18 protein-coding genes and 1 riboswitch are annotated in these 16,631 nt (G+C 70.8%); of the genes, 6 read left to right on the top strand and 12 right to left on the bottom strand.

Annotated features, from left to right (window positions below; translation table 11 throughout):
• Window positions 1-8: 8 nt before the first annotated feature.
• The 9 genes from ACVW19_RS13445 to ACVW19_RS13485 all read right to left on the bottom strand — a co-directional run bounded on the left by ACVW19_RS13445 (window position 9) and on the right by ACVW19_RS13485 (window position 9,443).
• Entirely contained in the window at window positions 9-971 is a 963-nt protein-coding gene (locus ACVW19_RS13445; RefSeq protein WP_457459561.1) for a Ppx/GppA phosphatase family protein, read from the bottom strand.
• A complete protein-coding gene (locus ACVW19_RS13450) occupies window positions 968-1,519 on the bottom strand; it encodes a DUF501 domain-containing protein (protein WP_457459562.1) in 552 nt (183 codons plus the stop codon). The genes ACVW19_RS13445 and ACVW19_RS13450 overlap by 4 nt, the downstream gene beginning before the upstream one ends.
• Window positions 1,520-1,720: 201 nt before the next feature.
• On the bottom strand, window positions 1,721-2,197 hold the full coding sequence (locus ACVW19_RS13455) for an FtsB family cell division protein (RefSeq protein ID WP_457459563.1): 477 nt from the start codon (window positions 2,195-2,197) through the stop codon (window positions 1,721-1,723).
• Window positions 2,198-2,300: 103 nt separating this feature from the next.
• Window positions 2,301-3,584, bottom strand: coding sequence for a phosphopyruvate hydratase (gene eno / locus ACVW19_RS13460; RefSeq protein WP_457459564.1), 1,284 nt, complete (start codon window positions 3,582-3,584; stop codon window positions 2,301-2,303).
• A 356-nt stretch (window positions 3,585-3,940) separates the two neighbouring features.
• Complete coding sequence (locus ACVW19_RS13465; RefSeq protein ID WP_457459565.1) at window positions 3,941-4,705, bottom strand: transglycosylase family protein; 765 nt, start codon at window positions 4,703-4,705, stop codon at window positions 3,941-3,943.
• A gap of 4 nt (window positions 4,706-4,709) precedes the next feature.
• Window positions 4,710-4,878, bottom strand: a riboswitch (cyclic di-AMP (ydaO/yuaA leader).
• 205 nt (window positions 4,879-5,083) lie between these two features.
• Window positions 5,084-6,064 (bottom strand): transglycosylase family protein, encoded by a 981-nt coding sequence (locus ACVW19_RS13470; protein ID WP_457459567.1) that lies wholly within the window; start codon window positions 6,062-6,064, stop codon window positions 5,084-5,086.
• 335 nt (window positions 6,065-6,399) lie between these two features.
• Window positions 6,400-7,680 carry a cytochrome P450 family protein gene (locus tag ACVW19_RS13475; RefSeq protein ID WP_457459568.1) on the bottom strand — a complete coding sequence of 427 codons (1,281 nt, stop codon included), beginning with the start codon at window positions 7,678-7,680 and terminating at the stop codon, window positions 6,400-6,402.
• 42 nt (window positions 7,681-7,722) lie between these two features.
• Complete coding sequence (locus tag ACVW19_RS13480) at window positions 7,723-8,715, bottom strand: nucleoside triphosphate pyrophosphohydrolase (protein ID WP_457459570.1); 993 nt, start codon at window positions 8,713-8,715, stop codon at window positions 7,723-7,725.
• An 83-nt stretch (window positions 8,716-8,798) separates the two neighbouring features.
• Complete coding sequence (locus ACVW19_RS13485; RefSeq protein ID WP_457459572.1) at window positions 8,799-9,443, bottom strand: SurA N-terminal domain-containing protein; 645 nt, start codon at window positions 9,441-9,443, stop codon at window positions 8,799-8,801.
• Window positions 9,444-9,903: 460 nt separating this feature from the next.
• Between ACVW19_RS13485 and ACVW19_RS13490 the strand changes: the two genes are divergently transcribed.
• On the top strand, window positions 9,904-10,275 hold the full coding sequence (locus ACVW19_RS13490; RefSeq protein WP_457459574.1) for a hypothetical protein: 372 nt from the start codon (window positions 9,904-9,906) through the stop codon (window positions 10,273-10,275).
• A 19-nt stretch (window positions 10,276-10,294) separates the two neighbouring features.
• On the opposite strand, the gene ACVW19_RS13495 is transcribed toward ACVW19_RS13490, so the two are convergent.
• The 3 genes from ACVW19_RS13495 to ACVW19_RS13505 form a co-directional block, all read right to left on the bottom strand.
• The gene (locus tag ACVW19_RS13495; RefSeq protein ID WP_457459576.1) at window positions 10,295-12,031 is read right to left on the bottom strand and encodes a M16 family metallopeptidase; all 1,737 of its coding nucleotides are present in this window, start codon (window positions 12,029-12,031) and stop codon (window positions 10,295-10,297) included.
• Window positions 12,032-12,128: 97 nt separating this feature from the next.
• Window positions 12,129-13,088, bottom strand: coding sequence for a hypothetical protein (locus ACVW19_RS13500; RefSeq protein ID WP_457459577.1), 960 nt, complete (start codon window positions 13,086-13,088; stop codon window positions 12,129-12,131).
• Window positions 13,089-13,282: 194 nt separating this feature from the next.
• Entirely contained in the window at window positions 13,283-13,702 is a 420-nt protein-coding gene (locus ACVW19_RS13505) for an ATP-binding protein (RefSeq protein ID WP_457459579.1), read from the bottom strand.
• 230 nt (window positions 13,703-13,932) lie between these two features.
• Between ACVW19_RS13505 and ACVW19_RS13510 the strand changes: the two genes are divergently transcribed.
• The 5 genes from ACVW19_RS13510 to ACVW19_RS13530 all read left to right on the top strand — a co-directional run bounded on the left by ACVW19_RS13510 (window position 13,933) and on the right by ACVW19_RS13530 (window position 16,129).
• The gene (locus ACVW19_RS13510; RefSeq protein ID WP_457459581.1) at window positions 13,933-14,769 is read left to right on the top strand and encodes a helix-turn-helix domain-containing protein; all 837 of its coding nucleotides are present in this window, start codon (window positions 13,933-13,935) and stop codon (window positions 14,767-14,769) included.
• Between the two features lie 8 nt (window positions 14,770-14,777).
• Window positions 14,778-14,993 (top strand): DUF397 domain-containing protein, encoded by a 216-nt coding sequence (locus tag ACVW19_RS13515; RefSeq protein WP_457459583.1) that lies wholly within the window; start codon window positions 14,778-14,780, stop codon window positions 14,991-14,993.
• A gap of 104 nt (window positions 14,994-15,097) precedes the next feature.
• Window positions 15,098-15,427, top strand: coding sequence for a hypothetical protein (locus tag ACVW19_RS13520; protein ID WP_457459585.1), 330 nt, complete (start codon window positions 15,098-15,100; stop codon window positions 15,425-15,427).
• Window positions 15,428-15,461: 34 nt separating this feature from the next.
• Window positions 15,462-15,809 (top strand): DUF6247 family protein, encoded by a 348-nt coding sequence (locus tag ACVW19_RS13525; protein WP_457459587.1) that lies wholly within the window; start codon window positions 15,462-15,464, stop codon window positions 15,807-15,809.
• Complete coding sequence (locus tag ACVW19_RS13530) at window positions 15,806-16,129, top strand: hypothetical protein (RefSeq protein ID WP_381207482.1); 324 nt, start codon at window positions 15,806-15,808, stop codon at window positions 16,127-16,129. The genes ACVW19_RS13525 and ACVW19_RS13530 overlap by 4 nt, the downstream gene beginning before the upstream one ends.
• Window positions 16,130-16,631 lie beyond the last annotated feature (502 nt).

A 16,631-nucleotide genomic window follows, 5' to 3' on the forward strand; every position in this document is an offset into this window, starting at 1 on the left:
TCCTCGTCTCATCCCTCGTCGATCGCCAAAGACCAGCCGATACCGTCCAGGATGTCGTGCTCGCTGACCACGACCTCCTTCGCGTCGATCCGTTCCATGATCGAGAGGAGGACGAGAGCGCCCGCGCCGATCACGTCGACGCGGCCCGGGTGCATGGACGGGATCGCCGCGCGCTCGGCGTGGGTGGCACGCAGGAGCCACTCGGTGATCTCGCGGACGCGTTCCTGGGAGACCCGGGAGTGATGGATGGCCGCCGAGTCGTACGCGGGAAGCCCCTGGGCGATCGCCGAGACCGTCGTGACCGATCCGGCCAGGCCGACCAGGGTGCGCGCCTCGCGCAGCGGGACCGTCTCCTCGGCCCGGTCGAGGGCGGCCTCGATGTCGGCGCGCATCGCCGCGATCTGCCGCTCGGTCGGCGGGTCCGCCACCGCCCCGTCCCGCACCAGGTGCCGCTCGGTCATCCGCACACAGCCCACGTCGACGGACCGGGCCCCGCGCACGCGGTCGTCGCCGACGACGAACTCGGTGGAGCCACCGCCGATGTCCACGACCAGGAACGGGCGGCGCAGGTCCGCACGTCCCGTCAGTTCCTTGGTGGCACCGGTGAAGGAGAACTCGGCCTCCTGGTCGCCGGAGATGACCTCGGGCTCCACACCGAGGATGTCCAGCACCCCGCGTACGAACGCGTCCCGGTTCTCGGCGTCGCGGGAGGCGGAGGTGGCCACGAAGCGCAGGCGCTTCGCACCGTGCTTCTTGATGATCTCCGCGTACTCGCGGCAGGCGGTGAACGTCCGCTCCAGCGCCTCGGGGGCGAGCCGACCCGTGCGGTCGACGTCCTGACCGAGCCGGACGACCGTCATGCGCCGGTCCAGGTCGACGAGTTCACCCGTCCGCGGGTCGGCGTCGGCCACCAGGAGCCGGATCGAGTTGGTGCCGCAGTCGACGGCGGCCACCCGGGACCCCGCGCTCACTGCGCGTCCTCCTTCGGGGCGGTCGGCGTGTCGCCGGGCAGGGTCACGCACGGGCCCTTGCGCCACCACTCCGGCAGCATCGCGAGCGCCTCGTCGCCCAGCGGGTTGACGCCGGGGCCGGCGGCCAGCGAGTGGGCGACCAGGACGTGCAGGCACTTCACCCGGTCCGGCATCCCGCCGGCGCTCGGGAAGTTCTTCAGTTCCTCGATCTCGTCACGGCGCCGGATGTAGTCCTCGTGCGCCGCGCGGTAGGCGGCCGCCAGCTCCGGGTCCGTCGCCAGCCGCTCCGTCATCTCCTTCATCACGCCGTTCGCCTCCAGCGTGCCGATCGCGGAGTTCGCCTTCGGGCACGTCAGGTAGTACAGCGTCGGGAAGGGGGTGCCGTCGGGCAGCCTGGGTGCGGTCTCGACGACGTCGGGCTGTCCGCAGGGGCAGCGGTGCGCGATGGCGCGCAGCCCGCGCGGGGGCCGTCCGAGCTGCTGCTTGAAGGCCTCGACGTCCGCGTCGGTCGGCTCGGTGCGCGGGGTCGTGGGCGGGAGGGTGTCCATACGTGTCTTTCTGCGGGTCTCTGTACGGGGCGTGCGGGCTTTTCCGGACTCCTGGAGGACTCTTGGAGAACTCCTGAGGACTCCTGAGGACTCCTGGAGGACTCCTGAGGGCTTCAGAAGGCCCAGAGGGCTCCGGAAGGGGCTCCGGAAGGTTGGTGGCCCGGAACGACGGCTGAGGGTAATAAGGCTAAACCCGGGGGCTCACCGCGCGGCGGCGTCGGACTTGTCGACCCCGTCCCAGACGTTCGCGTACCAGGGGCGGTCCGCCGCTCCGAGGTCGGTGCGCGACTTCTCGGCCGTGCCCGGGTCGATCACGATGTAGCCGGTCTCGCCGGGCATGACGTAGTGCAGCCGCTCACGGGCCCGCTGCTCGGCGTAGGCGTCGTCCTGCCAGCGCGCCTTGAGGTCGCGCAGCTGCTCGACCCGCCGGCGGGCCTCGTCCTGCTCCTGCTGGAGGTCGGCGATCTCGGCGCGCTGGGACACGTACTGCCGCATGGGGTAGGCCAGCGCCACGATCAGCGAGCAGACCACCAGGGCGAGCAGCGCCGCCCGGCCGGTCAGCCGGGAGCGGCGGGCCTGGCGTTTGGTCTGCGAGCGGTAGACCCGGGCCGCGGTCTGCTCACCGATCAGCCGGATCCTGGTCGCGGTGGAGAAACGGTCCCGGTCCTTCACGGCCATGTCCCCGTCTCCCGTTCCCATGTCATACGCGCGTACGTCCCCGGACACGGTACGGGACCGTGTCCGGGGACGTACGGACGACCGGCAGAGCTGAGCCGCGTCGTCAGGCGTTGCGGAACCGCGGGAAGGCGCTGCGGCCCGCGTACACCGCGGCGTCGTCGAGGATCTCCTCGATGCGCAGCAGCTGGTTGTACTTGGCCACGCGCTCGGAGCGGGCCGGGGCGCCGGTCTTGATCTGGCCGCAGTTGGTGGCGACGGCCAGGTCGGCGATGGTGACGTCCTCGGTCTCGCCGGAGCGGTGCGACATCATGCACTTGAAGCCGTTGCGCTGGGCCAGCTCGACGGCGTCCAGGGTCTCGGTGAGCGAACCGATCTGGTTCACCTTGACCAGCAGGGCGTTGGCCGCGTCCTCCTCGATGCCGCGGGCCAGGCGCTCCGGGTTGGTGACGAACAGGTCGTCGCCGACGATCTGGACCTTGTCGCCGAGCTTGCCGGTGAGGGCCTTCCAGCCGTCCCAGTCGTCCTCGAACAGCGGGTCCTCGATGGAGACGAGCGGGTAGTCCGCGACGAGCCCCTCGTAGTACTCCGTCATCTCGGCGGCGGAGCGCTCCTTGCCCTCGAAGAGGTACGAGCCGTCCTTGTAGAACTCGGAGGCGGCGACGTCGAGCGCGAGGGCGATCTGCTCGCCCGGGGCGTAACCGGCTTCCTTGATGGCCTCGAGGATGAGGTCGAGGGCCTCGCGGTTGGAGCCGAGGTTCGGGGCGAAGCCGCCCTCGTCGCCGAGGCCGGTGGACAGGCCGCGGCTCTTCAGCACCTTCTTCAGGGTGTGGTAGACCTCGGTGCCCCAGCGCAGGGCCTCGGAGAAGGACTCCGCACCGATCGGGGCGATCATGAACTCCTGGATGTCCACATTGGAGTCCGCGTGCGAGCCGCCGTTGAGGATGTTCATCATCGGCACCGGCAGCAGGTGCGCGTTGGGTCCGCCCAGGTAGCGGAAGAGGGGCAGGTCGCTGGCCTCGGAGGCGGCGTGGGCGACGGCCAGGGAGACACCGAGGATGGCGTTGGCGCCGAGGGAGCCCTTGTTGTCGGTGGCGTCCAGGTCGAACATCGCCTGGTCGATCAGGCGCTGCTCGGTGGCGTCGTAGCCGACCAGCTCCGGGCCGATCTGCTCGATGACGGCCAGGACGGCCTTCTCCACTCCCTTGCCCTGGTAACGGTCGGGGTCGCCGTCACGGAGTTCGATGGCCTCGAAGGCGCCGGTGGAGGCGCCGGACGGGACGGCGGCACGACCCGTGCTGCCGTCGTCGAGGCCGACCTCGACCTCGACGGTGGGGTTGCCTCGGGAGTCCAGGATTTCCCGGGCTACGACGACGTCGATGGACGGCACGAGCATCTCCTTCATGGATGTGACGTGGATCAGCCGGGCCACCGGGGCCCTGCGGGACCGAGCCTATCCGGCTCCGGGCGATCGGCCATCCGGTCGGCCGCCCCTCGGACGGAACCGAGAGTAAATTGTTTCCGAACGGAACAAAGACGGGCCCGGAAACCGGGACCACCCTCGCGCCCGCCGGCCGGCACCGAGCAGCGAGCACCGAAAAGATCCGTTATATACGGAAAAGCCCCGCCCCGGTGCGTACGGGGAACACGCACCGGGGCGGGGAGCCCCCGTGGGGACGGGGGAGGCCCCGTGGGGACGGGGCGGGGGCTCCGCGGGGACGGAGCCCTGAGCCTGCGGCCGCCGCCTTACTTCAGGTGCAGCTGCTGGCCCGGGTAGATGAGGTCGGCGTCCTCGACGATGTCGTCGTTCAGCTCGAACAGCTTGTTCCAGCCGCCCTTGACGTCGTGCTCCTCGGCGATCGAGCTGAGGGTGTCGCCCTTGACGACCTTGTACTCGCCGTCGCCCTTCTCGACCTTCTCGCCGGTCGGGGTGGTGACGGTCTTCTTCTCGGCGGCCGGACGCTCGTCGGAGCGGGAGGCCTTCTGCTCGGTGGAGCGCTCGGGGGCGGAGCCGGTGTTCTGCTCCTGGGTGTTCTGCTTCTGGGCGTTCTGCTTCTGGGTGCCCTGCGAGGAACCGCTGTTCTGGTTCCCGGCGCTCTGGTTGCCGGTGCCCTCGGTCGAGCCGCCCCCGGTGTGGGCGGCGTTGGACAGGCCCTTGCCGCAGACGGGCCAGGCACCCTTGCCCTGACCCGCGAGGACCTTCTCGGCTATCTCGATCTGCTGGGCCTTGCTGGCCTGGTCGGCGGTGGCGGCGTACTGCGTGCCGCCGTAGCCGGCCCAGGTGGAGGCGGAGAACTGCAGACCGCCGTAGTAGCCGTTGCCGGTGTTGATGGACCAGTTGCCGCCGGACTCGCACTGGGCGACGGTGTCCCACTCGGAGGCGGTGGCGGCGGAAGCGTTGCCGACCGCCAGCAGCGGGGCGGCGACGGCGGCACCGGTGACGCCGGCTACGGCGATGACCCGGGTGGCCTTGGACGGACGACGGTGCTTGCCCTTGCCGGAAAACAGCATGGAAGGATCCCCTCACCGACGCCTACGAGGTGAGCTGTCGGGTTCGGGCCGGTTGAGTTGCCCGGCCGCGTCCCTCACGGGACGCGGCTCCACCCCTAGCCGAATCCGGCGTCAATCACCGGCTCCGGCGCCTACCTTGGTTCCCCCGCTCCTGCCTACGGCGCATGACGCGACGGCTGTTCCCGTGCTGCCACTGGCAGGATTCGGCGTGGCGGCAGCCGGGGCCCGCGGTGGCGAGCGGTCCTGACGGTAGACACGCGCCCGGCGGATAATCAAAGACGATCAGGGCTTCTGAGACCTATCTCTCATCGTCTTTATAACGGACATTCAGCGCGAACCGTGACCTCAACTGCCGCCATCGACGCACCTTTTCGAAGGTCAGCCTTCACTCGATCCGAAAAGGATGAGATGGGAAGCCGCCGCACCCGCACCCTCGCCGCCCCCGCCGTACTGGGCGAGCCATCCGCCGCCGAGCGCGAGGGAGTCGGCGGCAGCCGAGGAGTCGATTCCGGTGCCCGCGGGGGCCCTGTCGGCCGGGGACGAGACGTCGAGGCCTCGCGAGAAACCGAGACCGCCGCGTGAGGCGTGCCGGCCGGAAGCTCCGGACTCGCGGTCCTCGCGCACCTCCTCCTCGGCGCTGGCGCCGCGGTGGCGGCCGGTGGGGGCCTCGCTCGCGGACGCGTCCGAAGAACCCGCCTCCTGCCCCGACTTGCCCGAGTCCCCACCCTTGGCGGAGGCCGAGGCGGAGGGGGAAGCGGAAGCGGAGGGAGAGGCGCCGGGCTCGGCGTCCGAACCGCCGGACTTGGAGGCTTCGTCCGTCTTCTTCCCCTTACCGCTATCGGCGCCCTTATTGCCCTTGTTGCCCTTGTTGTCCGACGAGGCTTCGGAGGACTGCGAGGGCGACGGAGTGGCGGAGCTTCCGGTACCGGAGGAGTCGTACGACGAGCCGCCGTCCGCACCGGTGTCCACACCGGCCTTGCCCGAGTCGGTGTTCAGGCCCGCCAGCAGGCCGCAGGCCCGCCACGCGCCGACCCCCTGGTCGGCGAGGACCTTCTCGGCCACGGCTATCTGCTGGCCGCGGCTGGCCTGGTCGGCGCTGGACGCGTAGTCGAGGCCGCCGTACTTCTCCCAGTCCGTCTGGGTCAACTGCAGGCCGCCGTAGTAGCCGTTGCCGGAGTTCTGGCTCCATGAGCCACCGGACTCGCACTCCGCGACCCGGTCCCAGGTCGCGCCCTCGGCCGCGCTGGCGCCGCTGGCCCCGAGAAGCGGAATCGCGATGGCTGAGCCGGTCACTCCGGCAGCGACGACAAGAGCCGGAGCCTGGCGGGGGCGACGGTGACGACCGTTCCCGGAGAGCATGCGGAGACCTTTCGCAGGACAACAGTTACCCGCACGGCGAGTCGAACTGCGCAGCTGTGCAACCGAGGCACCGTGCTTGATGGGTGAACGTAGCCGCAGACAATCACTTGTCACAAGTTCATGCCGCGCAGATCACACGGAGATCACAGAGTTGAGTGGGTGTCACGTTTGTGCCACTTCGGCGACGAGGCGACGGACCGTGTCCGGAGGGGTCCCGACGGTCACGCCGGAGGCATGCGGAGGCTGCACAAAAGCCACTTCGGCGGCAACCCGGCGGCCGTCACGGGCCCGTCCGGCGGATCGCTACGTCAGACGTCCGGTGACCGTTCAGGAAATCACTTCGGCCATGGGCTGAATTCCACCGGCAGGGTGCGCAGTCCGCGCATGATGAGTCCGCCGCGCCAGCGCAGTTCGGCCGGATCCGACGCGAGCCTGAGGTCCGGCAGCCGGGTCAGCAGCGTGGCGAGCGCGGTCTGGCCCTCCAGCCGGGCCAGCGGGGCGCCCAGGCAGTAGTGGATGCCGTGGCCGTACCCCAGGTGCTGGTTGTCCCGCCGTGCGAGGTCGAGCACGTCGGGGTCGGCGAACCGCTCCGGGTCGCGGTCCGCGGCGGCCAGGACGACGAGGACCGGGTCGCCGGCCGCGATGTGCTGCCCGCCGAGGGTGAGCGCCTCGGTGGCGAACCGCCAGGTGGCCAGCTCCACGGGCCCGTCGTAGCGCAGGAGTTCCTCCACACCGGTCTCCAGCAGCCCGTGCTCCCCTGCGGCGAGTGAGGCTTGCAGGCGCTCGCGCTGCTCGGGGTGGGTGAGCAGCGCGTAGGTGCCGTTGCCGATCAGGTTGACGGTGGTCTCGAAACCGGCGAACAGCAGGATGAACGCCATGGCGGCGGCCTCGTTCTCGGTGAGGTGCTCGCCGTGGTCGGAGGCGCGGATCAGGCCGGAGATGAGGTCCTCGCCGGGGGCGGGTTCGGCGGGCAGTGCCTCCCGTTTGCGGTGGATGAGGTCGGCGAGATAGCCGCGCATCTTCTTCACCGACCGGGCGACCCCGCCCCGGGGCCCACCCTGATGCCGGATCATCATGCCCGCCCAGTCCCGGAAGTCGTCCTGGTCCTCCCGGGGGACGCCGAGCAGGTCGCAGATGGCGTAGATGGGGAGCGGGAACGCGAACTCGTGGATGAGGTCGGCGGAGCCGCGCTCCGCGAACCGGTCGATGAGCCCGTCGGTGAGCTCCTGCACCCGGGACTCGAACTCGGCGACGCGGCGCGGTGTGAACGCCTTGCTGACCAGTCTGCGCAGCCGGGTGTGGTCCGGCGGGTCGATGTTGAGCAGGTGCGTCATCAGCTCGGCCTTGCGCTCACCGGGGATGCCGGTCTTCCCCTTGGCGTGGGCGGGCTCGTCGTGGTGCGCCGGGTTCTTGGAGAGGCGGGGGTCGGCGAGGGTCTGCCGGGCGTCGGCGTACCGGGTGACCAGCCAGGCCTCCACCCCGCTGGGCAGCCGCGTCCGGTGCACGGGCGCGTACTCACGCAGCCAGGCGTAGGCGGGGTACGGGTTGCTCGCGAACTCCCAGGTGAAGAGTTCGGGCGCGGTGTTCTCGGGCTGAGGCTGGTGCTGGTCGGTCACGCCCCGACCGTATCTGTCCTCTTCTCCTCGAAGGCCCTCCCGTTATTTCCCACCCGTCTCCTCGCTGGCTCGTATCGCGTCCCGGTACGCGCGGGCCGCCGCGCGCAGGGCCGCCTCCGGGTCGACGCCCTCCGCCTCGGCCCGCACTGCCAGGGCGAGCAGGTCGTAGCCGATGCCCTCGGCCCGGGGCAGAGGGACGTCCAGGCCCGCGGTGCGGACGCGGGAGGCCAGCTTGGCGGCGAGGGCCAGGCCGGGCTGGCCGAGCGGGACGCCCTCGGTGACCGAGGTGCGCTGCTTCTCGACGGCCTTGGTGCGCAGCCAGTGCGCCTTGACCTCCTCGGGGGTGGTCGCCGTCTCGTCGCCGAAGACATGGGGGTGGCGGTGGATGAGCTTGGCGACGATGCCGCCGGCCACGTCGTCGACGGAGAAGGGCTCCTCCGGGTGCTCCTCGGCTATCCGGGCGTGGAAGACGACCTGGAGGAGGACGTCGCCCAGTTCCTCGCGCAGTTCGTCCCGGTCGCCCTCCTCGATCGCCTCGACGAGTTCGTACGCCTCCTCGATGCCGTACTTGGCCAGGCCCTTGTGGGTCTGCAGTGAGGACCAGGGGCATTCGGCCCGGATGCGGTCCATGACCTGGACGAGGTCGAGCAGGCGGGCGCCCGGCAGGTCGTAGGAGGCGGGGAGCAGTTCCAGCTCCGGCATCCGGACGCGGCCGGTGCCCGCGAGACGGGCCAGGCCGTCGGTCAGGGCGGGTTCGCCCTCTCCCGTCGCCACGACGACCACGGTCCGCCCGCCGGCGCAGGCCTCGACCAGGTCCTGGGCGGTCGGGGACGCCTCGTCGACCGCTATCTCCGCCTCCCGCAGATACGGCAGCTGCGGGTGGGCGCCGTCCGCGCACAGCACCCGGTCGGCGGCGTGCAGGGCCTGCCAGGCGGGCCAGGACAGCAGGCCGGGCGCGACGCGGTGGCTGGTGGTGAGCAGGACGATGCGGCCGGGCGGTGCGGCGGAGGGGGCCGCGGGGCTGGTTGCGTTCACGATCCGAAACTAACCCACGGCGCCACCGGCCCCCGAAAGTTGTCCACAGGGGGCCGGCATGGTGTGACGGTATGCCCGGCGCGTCAGGCGATCGGCTGGGTCCCGTCCACCGTGACGTCCCGGACCCACGGGGTCCTGGCGTCGACGCGGCTGCTCTTCTCGTCGTCCCAGGTGCCGTAGCGCGGATTGAGGTCGACGTCGAGCTTCCTGCTCGCCTCGGACAGGGCCTGCCAGAACTCCGGCCGGCTGGTGTCGGTGCCGAGCCGCTGCGCGAGCTTCTGCGCCTGGACCTGGAGGCGGAGGTTGTCGTCGAGGCGCCGCGGCGGGATGCCGTACTGCTGCAGCCAGGCCGTCTCCAGCGCCTCGGCTCCGCCGGCCTGCTGCTCCAGGCCGGCCCGCATCCCCTGGACCTCCTTGGGGGTGACGGTCACCCCGGCGTCACGCGCGGCGCGCTCCAGCACACGGTCGAGGACCATGCCGTGCAGGGTGTCGCGGGTGAGGCTGCCGGTGCGGGCGATGGCCTGCTCGTACTGGGCCTCCGGCACCGCCTCCCGCTGGGCCGCGCGGATCTCGCCGACCCGGTTCTCCAGCTGCGACACCGTGATCCGCTGGCCGCCCACGACGGCCGCCGCGCCGGGATGCGCGTCGTTCCCGCAGGCGGTGAGCAGGGGGGCCGCTGCCGTGAGGGCGGCGGTGAGGAGGAGCGCGGTGCGACGACGGCGGTGCAAGGAAACCTCCTGAGGAGAGCTTGTGCGGCGGTGCACAAAGTCCTGCGGTGATCGATAGTAGGCAGCGGCCGGGCTCTGGCCAACCCATTCGACCAACGATTCACCGCGACTTCCGGCACCGCCGCCGACATCGGCGCCCCGGCTTCGCCGTCGCCCCGGGCGAGGCCGGGGCGACGGCGACACCTGCACACCTGCGTCGACGGCCCTTGCCGCCAAGTCCGACCGCACCAAGCCGGGCGGCGCCGCCTGGAGAGAGATCACCGGGATCACCGGGGCACCCTTCGCGCAGAACGACTACGTCGACAAGAACGCCTCCGAAAACATCGGCCAGGAGATCACCGCTTACCGGAGCACAACGGCGGCGGACGCCCCGAAGGGCGTGAAGCAGACTTCCTGACCGGGCCCGCCCGCGCCGCCCGGTGGCTTAATCTTGCCCCCTGCACTGCCTCGGGGGGTAGAGATGGAAAAGCGTCTGGAAGCCGGCTGGTTCCAGCGGATCGCCTGGTCGGTCCTGGTGTGGGGCTCGCTGGGCCTGCTGGTGTGGGTTCCGTTCCTGTACGTGGCGATCCGCCGCGGTCGGGGCTCGGACTGGGGGGCGTTCGCCGCCTTCGTCCTCTACGAGTGCGTGACGCTGTCGTGGTCCTCCCTCACGTCCCGCGACGGAGACCCGATCCTGGGCGCCGTCGCCTTGCTGTGCCTGCTGACGGCGACGGTGATGCTGCTGTTCGCCGTCTTCGACGGACGGCAGCCGACGCAGGTGGTGCCGTCGGCGTACAACACACCGACAGCACCTGCTCAGGGACAGCCGTACGGATACCCGTACGGCCGATAGCGGCAGGCCCCGGTACCGGTCACACCCGCCGGGTGCGGCGCAGGATGCGGACAGCCGGCCAGGTCACCAGTCCGGTGAGTCCCCACATGAAGCCCGCGGTGGCGACCCAATCACCGGTACTGGTGTCCGGCTCGTCGGCCCCGAAGACCGTGACCGAGAGAGCCAGGAAGCCGAGCAGGACGCCGAACAGTGCGGAGACGACCAGGGCCGCCGTCTGGAGGCCGGTCCGCCGGGTGGCCGTGGCCCGCTCCGACGAACCGGCGCGGGTCGCGCCGCTCCCGCCAGGGGCCGGTTCCGGCGCGGGCGTCCGCTCCCGGGGCGGCAGCCGCACCACAGCGGTCGGCGGCACGGCGGCGTCCACGGTGGCCACGGTGTGTGCGTCGACGCCGTACAGACCGGGTTCCACGTCGACGACCAGACCGTCGGTGCCGATGAGCCGACGGCCGCCGTCCGGCCAGCTCAGCATGGCCGCGCAGGCGCGGTAGGGCACGGTCACCGCGCACTCCGTGCCGTCCTGCGCGCCCGCCGTCAGACTGACCCCCTCCGCTCCCACCGTCAGCGTCGAACCGTCACGGCTCTTCGAGGCGAACCGCCGCCCGGTCACGGCGTACGACGAGCTCGTCGGGGCCTCCGTGTACCCGGCCCAGTCCGCCCTGTGCCCACTGGGCACCTGCATCAGAGCCGTTCCCTCCGCCTCCACGGCCACCCTGTGCAGGTGCTCGGGCGTCACCGCCCGCAACTCGGCGCGCAGTTCGTCCGGGGTGCGCGAGGGCCGTCCGGCGAGCAGGTCCTCCGCCGCTCCGGGCAGCCTCAGTGCGGCCGCGTCGGGCGCGGTCAGCGCGCTGTCGGCCCGGGTGCGGACCGCGTCCAGGTCGCCCTGGCCGATCCGGCCCGCCCGGAGCGCGGCGAGGACGTCGACGAAGCCGCCGAGCACCGCGTCCTGCTTGGCCGGCAGGGCGTCCGCGAAGGCCGTCACCACGGCGAAACCGTCACGGCGCGCGGTGTAGTCGGCTGCCGCCGTGTACGAGAAGCCGCCCTCCTGGCGCAGGGCGCGGGACAGCTCCCGCTCGAGAACACCCGCGTACAGCCGGGCGGCGGTGCTGTCGGCGACGACGGCGTCCAGCAGCACGCCGCCCGTGCCGTCGGAGAAGTAGGCGGGGGTGGCGGGAAGGGCGGAGGTGACGGCGGGCAGGGAACGGCGCGGCCCGGCGGGCAGCTTGAGCGTGAGTCCGGCCGGCAGGCGCTCACCGGCGACCCACAGCACGGCGTTGCCCTGGGTGAACCAGTTCCGTACCCAGGCTTCCACGTCCTGCGGACCCAGGTTCCGCGCACCCCACTCCGGGTAGCTGACCAGACCGTATCCCTGGGCGCCGTAGCGCCACAGCGGCAGTCGGGGGGCCTCGCGCCGTGACTCCTCGGTGCGCAGGATCTCCTTCTCGGTCTCCAGGCGCTCCATGGGCAGGGCGGCGAGGGAGTCGCAGACGCCCTGCAGGGAGGCGACCACCTCGTGTTCGGCGCCCTCCACGTGGAAGTGGGTGAAGGCTGCCTTGGTGGCGCCGTTGAAGTGGTAGTCGGCCAGGCCCTGACGGTGCAGGGCCAGGTGCTCCACCAGGTGGGTGACGCCGACCTGGGCCAGCGTCTCGTCGGCGACGCCGACGCGGAAGACGAGTCCGGCGCGCATCGGTCCGGCGGCCTGTGCGAAGAGGGTGGGTATGCCGTCGGTCTCGGTGAGGTGGACGGCGTCCTGCGGGTTCATCTTCGGCCTCTGTTCGGCGCGTTCGTCAGGTTCATGGGATTCAGGCGGGTTCGGGCGGGTTCGGTCCGGTCCGACGCGCGCTCGGGGTCGTGGGCCGTCAGCCCGAGGCGAAGGCGGCGTCGCGGTGCTTGACGTAGGCGTCGGCCGGCTCACCCAGGTAGCTCCACGGGTACTCCGAGGCCAGGTTGCCCAGCGCGCGGAAGTGCGCGGCGGCCCGTGCGCGGTCCCCGATCAGCGAGAAGAGGGCGGCGAAGCACCCCTGGACGGTGACCCATCCGTAGGTGGGCCGGAAGTGCGGGTGGGACACGGAGTGCTCGGCGGCCTCCACGAGTTCGGCGTGGAGGTGGGGCTGCCGCAGGTACTCGGCGCGTTCCCGGTCGGTCGGCAGCTCCAGCCAGTGCTCCATGTGCATCTCCGCGACCAGGCCGCCGTTCAGGGCCCCGTCCGGAGCACCCCGCAGGCACTCCTGGGCGAAGCCGTGGGTGGCCTGCCAGCTCCCGCCCCATTTGGGAAGGAGCTGCTGGAGCAGGCGGGCCTGGCCGGTGAAGTGGTGCGGATGATGAGCGGCCAGCCGGTCGTACCGGCGCCGGGCCTCGTTCTGCCCGAGATTCAGTCCGCGAGCGGTGTTGAGCCGCTCGGCCCAGGCCGCGTCGTGGGACGGGTCGAGGGCGGTGGCCCGGATGAGCAGCTTCTCGGCTTCCCCCAAGCGCGCGTGGAAGGCGGCGAACTGCTCGCGGCTGACGTCCTCGGCGCGCGCCTCGGTGCGGATATCCCAGGCGGCCCCGACCTCATGGGAACCGAGCACGGTCAGGGCGAACACGTCGTCCGGAGCCTTGGCGATCAGTTCCCGCAGCAACTGTTCGATGCCAGGCACCTCGGTCAGCACGCCCACCGCGAAGGCCCGGTCCGTTCCCTGCGGCAGGGAGTCGACGTACTGACGCACCGAGGCCCAGTCCCCCGCGGCGGCGACCTGCCGCAGCCGGACGACCTCGGGAAAGGCGGAGGCGACCTCAAAGTCGGGCGGCGGCAGGGAGGACGCGGAGAAGGCGAACGACATGTGGCGGATCCTAAGCGAGGCCTGTGACAGTGCCGCCACCGGGAAGCCCGCAGGTCAGGCGACACAAGGACACGGCTGGGCCTGAGGGCCGTGTTCCCGGTCCAGTACCGGGGAGACAGGCCACGGTTCGCGGCGGCACTGCCGTTGACCGCGGACGGGGAGCCCGTCCCCGGGCCACAGGGCGAACCCTTCGGTCAGGCGGCGGCCAGCTCGCACCAGACGACCTTGCCCCGGTCGCCCTCCCTCGCCAGCGGCTGCCACCCCCACAGATCGGCGTAGGCCTTGACCAACGCCAGCCCGCGCCCCTCCTCCATGTCCATGACCCGTTCCAACGGCACCGGCGGCTCCGGCGGCGCGGGGTCCGCGTCCCACGCTCCGATCCGCAACACCCCCGCCGCCCACCGCACCCGCAGCGCGGCGGGTCCCTTGGTGTGCCGCACGGCGTTGGAGACCAGCTCGGCGGCGAGCAGCTTGGCGGTATCGACGAGACGGATCAGGCCGTGCATGGTGAGGATCAGGCGGAGGGTGCGGCGGCTGATCGTGACGGCGCGGGGGTCGTCGGGGATGTAGAGGCAGTACTCCCAGGGGTCGGTCGTGGTGCTGGTTTCAGGCATGGGTCAGCTCCGATCGTCGAGTGAGGGGTTGGGCCCTACGGCGGTGTGCGGGCGGTGGCATTGCCGCAGCCGTCGTGGCAGGACGGAGCGGTGCGCTTCCGGGGCCCCGGCGTGCCGCAGCGTGTGCGTCGCGTCACCGACGGTAGATCTAAATCTAGGGACGCGGCAAGCCGGTCGCGTAATCTGACGCCGAACGAGTCGCGTCTACAAGCACGTCAGGGAGCCGGACAATGGTGAAGAGGCGCGAACCAACGGCACGCCAGGTGCGGCTGGCAACTGAACTGCGCAGACTCCGCGAAACCGCGGGCCTCAACTCCCGCCAGGCAGCCGGGCTGCTCGGCGTGAGCCCCGCCCAGATCACCCATATCGAGTCCGCACTCGCGGGCGTGAGCGAGCAGCGACTTCGCCGCCTCGCCTCCCACTACGCCTGCACCGACAAGGAGTTCATCGACGCCCTGGTGACGATGGCCACCGATCGGACGCGCGGCTGGTGGGAGAAGTACCGAGGCCTCCTCCCCACGTCTTTCCTGGACTTGTCCGAGTTGGAGCACCACGCCCGGTTCCTGCGTCACGTGGCGGTTCTGTACGTGCCAGGCCTGCTGCAGACGGAGGACTACGCGCGTGCCGTCTTCTCATCCAGGCTGCCGGAACTGACTGCTGAGGAAATCGAGTTGCGCATCCAGCACCGAAGGGCGCGCCAGGAGTTCACCATCCCGTACGAAGCGGTGATCCATGAGGCGGCTCTCCGGATCAGAGTCAGCGACCGTGCCACCTCAAGGGCCCAGCTCACCCGGCTCCTCGAACTCTCCGAAGCGGACCACATCACCGTGCGCGTCATCCCCTTCGACCTGGACGACTTCGCCAGCGCCTCAGGCACGATGACGTACGTTGGCGGCCCCCTGCCCAAGCTTGACACCGTGGTCCGCGACGCGCTGCACGGCTCGGCCTTCATCGACTCCGAGGCTCAGCTCAACACCTACCGAACGAGTTTCCGTAAGGTGGAGGCCGCGTCACTCGAACCCGAACAGGCGCGTGAATTCGTCCACAGGCTGGCGAAGGAGTTGTGAGGAACCCCATGGACACCTGGCGGAAGTCGTCCTACTCGGGCCCGGGCGACGGCAACGAGTGCGTCGAGATCGCAAACTCCCCCACCCGCATAGCCATCCGCGACTCAAAGGCTCCGTCCAGGGCCATCCTCACCTTCCCGGCCGACGTCTTCAGCGGCTTCGTCCAAGCTCTCAAGGGCGAGGACCACTCGACGGGGACCAAACTCGCCGGATTCCACGACTGATCAGTCCGGCACGACTGGACAGGAGCCGGGAGCGCCACGGTGCAGCCGAGTGCATATCAGCAGAATTGATTGTTGCACGCAGGGCTGCATGGCATGCTGGGCGTGTGAATGCGGAGGACACCCGGTATCAAGCGGATCTGAAAAGTCCGGATCTGATCGCCATCGCACGCCAGCGGGAGGTCGTCCGCCGGGCAGAAGAGGAAATACAGAAGGAGCGGGAAAGGCTCGCCGAACTGGTCTGCACCGCTACGACCAGGACTCCGGGCAACCCCATCCCGTACGGTCGCGTGGAACACGTCGCGCGGTTGCTCGGTGTCAAGCGCGACCGCGTCGCCAAGATCCGCAATGCCGTGCGCAAGAGCCGGAGCGGGGAAGCGGAGCGGTACGTCGAAACCGACGGCCACGCGTCCCCCTCGCTTCCCGCCACCGCCTGACTGCTGCACTGCTTCAGAAAGGAACCCGCCGGCCATGACCACCGCGCCTCTCGGGGAGGGGACACCCGTCCCTCCCATGCCCGAGAGAACCCCGAAGGCACTCCGCGCCGCCATCGCCCAGCACGCACCGCAGCTGCTCGTCGACTTCGACCGCCACTGGCGGCGGGACATCGCCGACGCCTACGACCTCGCCCCCGTCCCCGCCTTCATGGCCCGTTGGTGGAGCGAGTACGCCCTCGCTCGTGACCCCCGGCTCGAAGCCAAGGTTCACCGCCTGGAGGACGAGGCCGCCCAGGAGCCCGACTACGTCCGCGCCAAGGCCCTCATCGAGGAAGCCGGCCACATCCGCCGCTCGGCCGCGAGGGCGGAGCCCGGCCGATGACCGGCGAATTCATGGGGCCACCCTGGCAAGCAGACTGGACGAAGGAAGCAGAGGGCAACAGAAACACTCTTCCCGCTCATGCCTGCGCGCTGGTCGACGCCGCCCGTGCCGAGCTCGTCACCGCGAAGGATCCGTACTTCCGTGGCATCGACAGCGACCGCGACCTGCCGGCCGGAATGAGCGTGGAGCCCGTCCAGTCCACCCGCCCCGGTGGTGAGCACGTCCTCTACTTCGACCATGGCCGCGGGTGGCTGCGCTACCACTTCACACCCCGCGCCACCGACCCCCAGATCGTGATCGACGAGTGCTTCTGGCAATGAGCCCGGGGGCGCTCCAGAGCTCTTGACGGGGTCAGCAGAGTAGCTTCACGGAACGCTGCCGATGCAGCAGCCGACCGCCTGGAACTGCTCGAAGGCCTCCGCACCCTGCCCGCAATATGCACGAGTGGCCCCCTGGCCTTGCCCGGCGCGGGCCCCGACCCGGGGCGGTGGGTAAAGCCCACGGAGCAGACCGTCCCCACCACCGGGCTTGCGCCCCGGCCAACTACCCGCCGTCGCCTCACCTTGAGCGTGGCGCTCACCGGGCGGGCGCGTCCCCTCTTCGCTTGCTTCTGTCTGGTCGTCCGCTGTGCTGTCTCTGCGCGGCCTGGTCGCCGGCCGGCCCGCGGTGTCGGAGCCGAGAGCGGCCGGGTGGGGCGGCCGCGCCACGCGCCAGCGGGTCGCCCTGAAGACGCGGAGAAAGTTCGGACGCATCCCGCTTCGGTGGTACGCCGCAGGCATCAGCTGGTCGTTCGGCTGGGGGCGTGGTCCGAAGCGTCGGGCC

Source organism: Streptomyces sp. TE5632 (assembly GCF_054061295.1).

Coding starts and splice junctions, on each gene's coding strand:
- ACVW19_RS13500 (WP_457459577.1), bottom strand. CDS start 13,088: ATGTCGTTCGCCTTCTCCGCGTCCTCCCTGCCGCCGCCCGACTTTGAG.
- ACVW19_RS13490 (WP_457459574.1), top strand. CDS start 9,904: ATGGAAAAGCGTCTGGAAGCCGGCTGGTTCCAGCGGATCGCCTGGTCG.
- ACVW19_RS13450 (WP_457459562.1), bottom strand. CDS start 1,519: ATGGACACCCTCCCGCCCACGACCCCGCGCACCGAGCCGACCGACGCG.
- ACVW19_RS13510 (WP_457459581.1), top strand. CDS start 13,933: ATGGTGAAGAGGCGCGAACCAACGGCACGCCAGGTGCGGCTGGCAACT.
- ACVW19_RS13470 (WP_457459567.1), bottom strand. CDS start 6,064: ATGCTCTCCGGGAACGGTCGTCACCGTCGCCCCCGCCAGGCTCCGGCT.
- ACVW19_RS13495 (WP_457459576.1), bottom strand. CDS start 12,031: ATGAACCCGCAGGACGCCGTCCACCTCACCGAGACCGACGGCATACCC.
- ACVW19_RS13515 (WP_457459583.1), top strand. CDS start 14,778: ATGGACACCTGGCGGAAGTCGTCCTACTCGGGCCCGGGCGACGGCAAC.
- ACVW19_RS13525 (WP_457459587.1), top strand. CDS start 15,462: ATGACCACCGCGCCTCTCGGGGAGGGGACACCCGTCCCTCCCATGCCC.
- ACVW19_RS13465 (WP_457459565.1), bottom strand. CDS start 4,705: ATGCTGTTTTCCGGCAAGGGCAAGCACCGTCGTCCGTCCAAGGCCACC.
- ACVW19_RS13455 (WP_457459563.1), bottom strand. CDS start 2,197: ATGGCCGTGAAGGACCGGGACCGTTTCTCCACCGCGACCAGGATCCGG.
- ACVW19_RS13505 (WP_457459579.1), bottom strand. CDS start 13,702: ATGCCTGAAACCAGCACCACGACCGACCCCTGGGAGTACTGCCTCTAC.
- ACVW19_RS13530 (WP_381207482.1), top strand. CDS start 15,806: ATGACCGGCGAATTCATGGGGCCACCCTGGCAAGCAGACTGGACGAAG.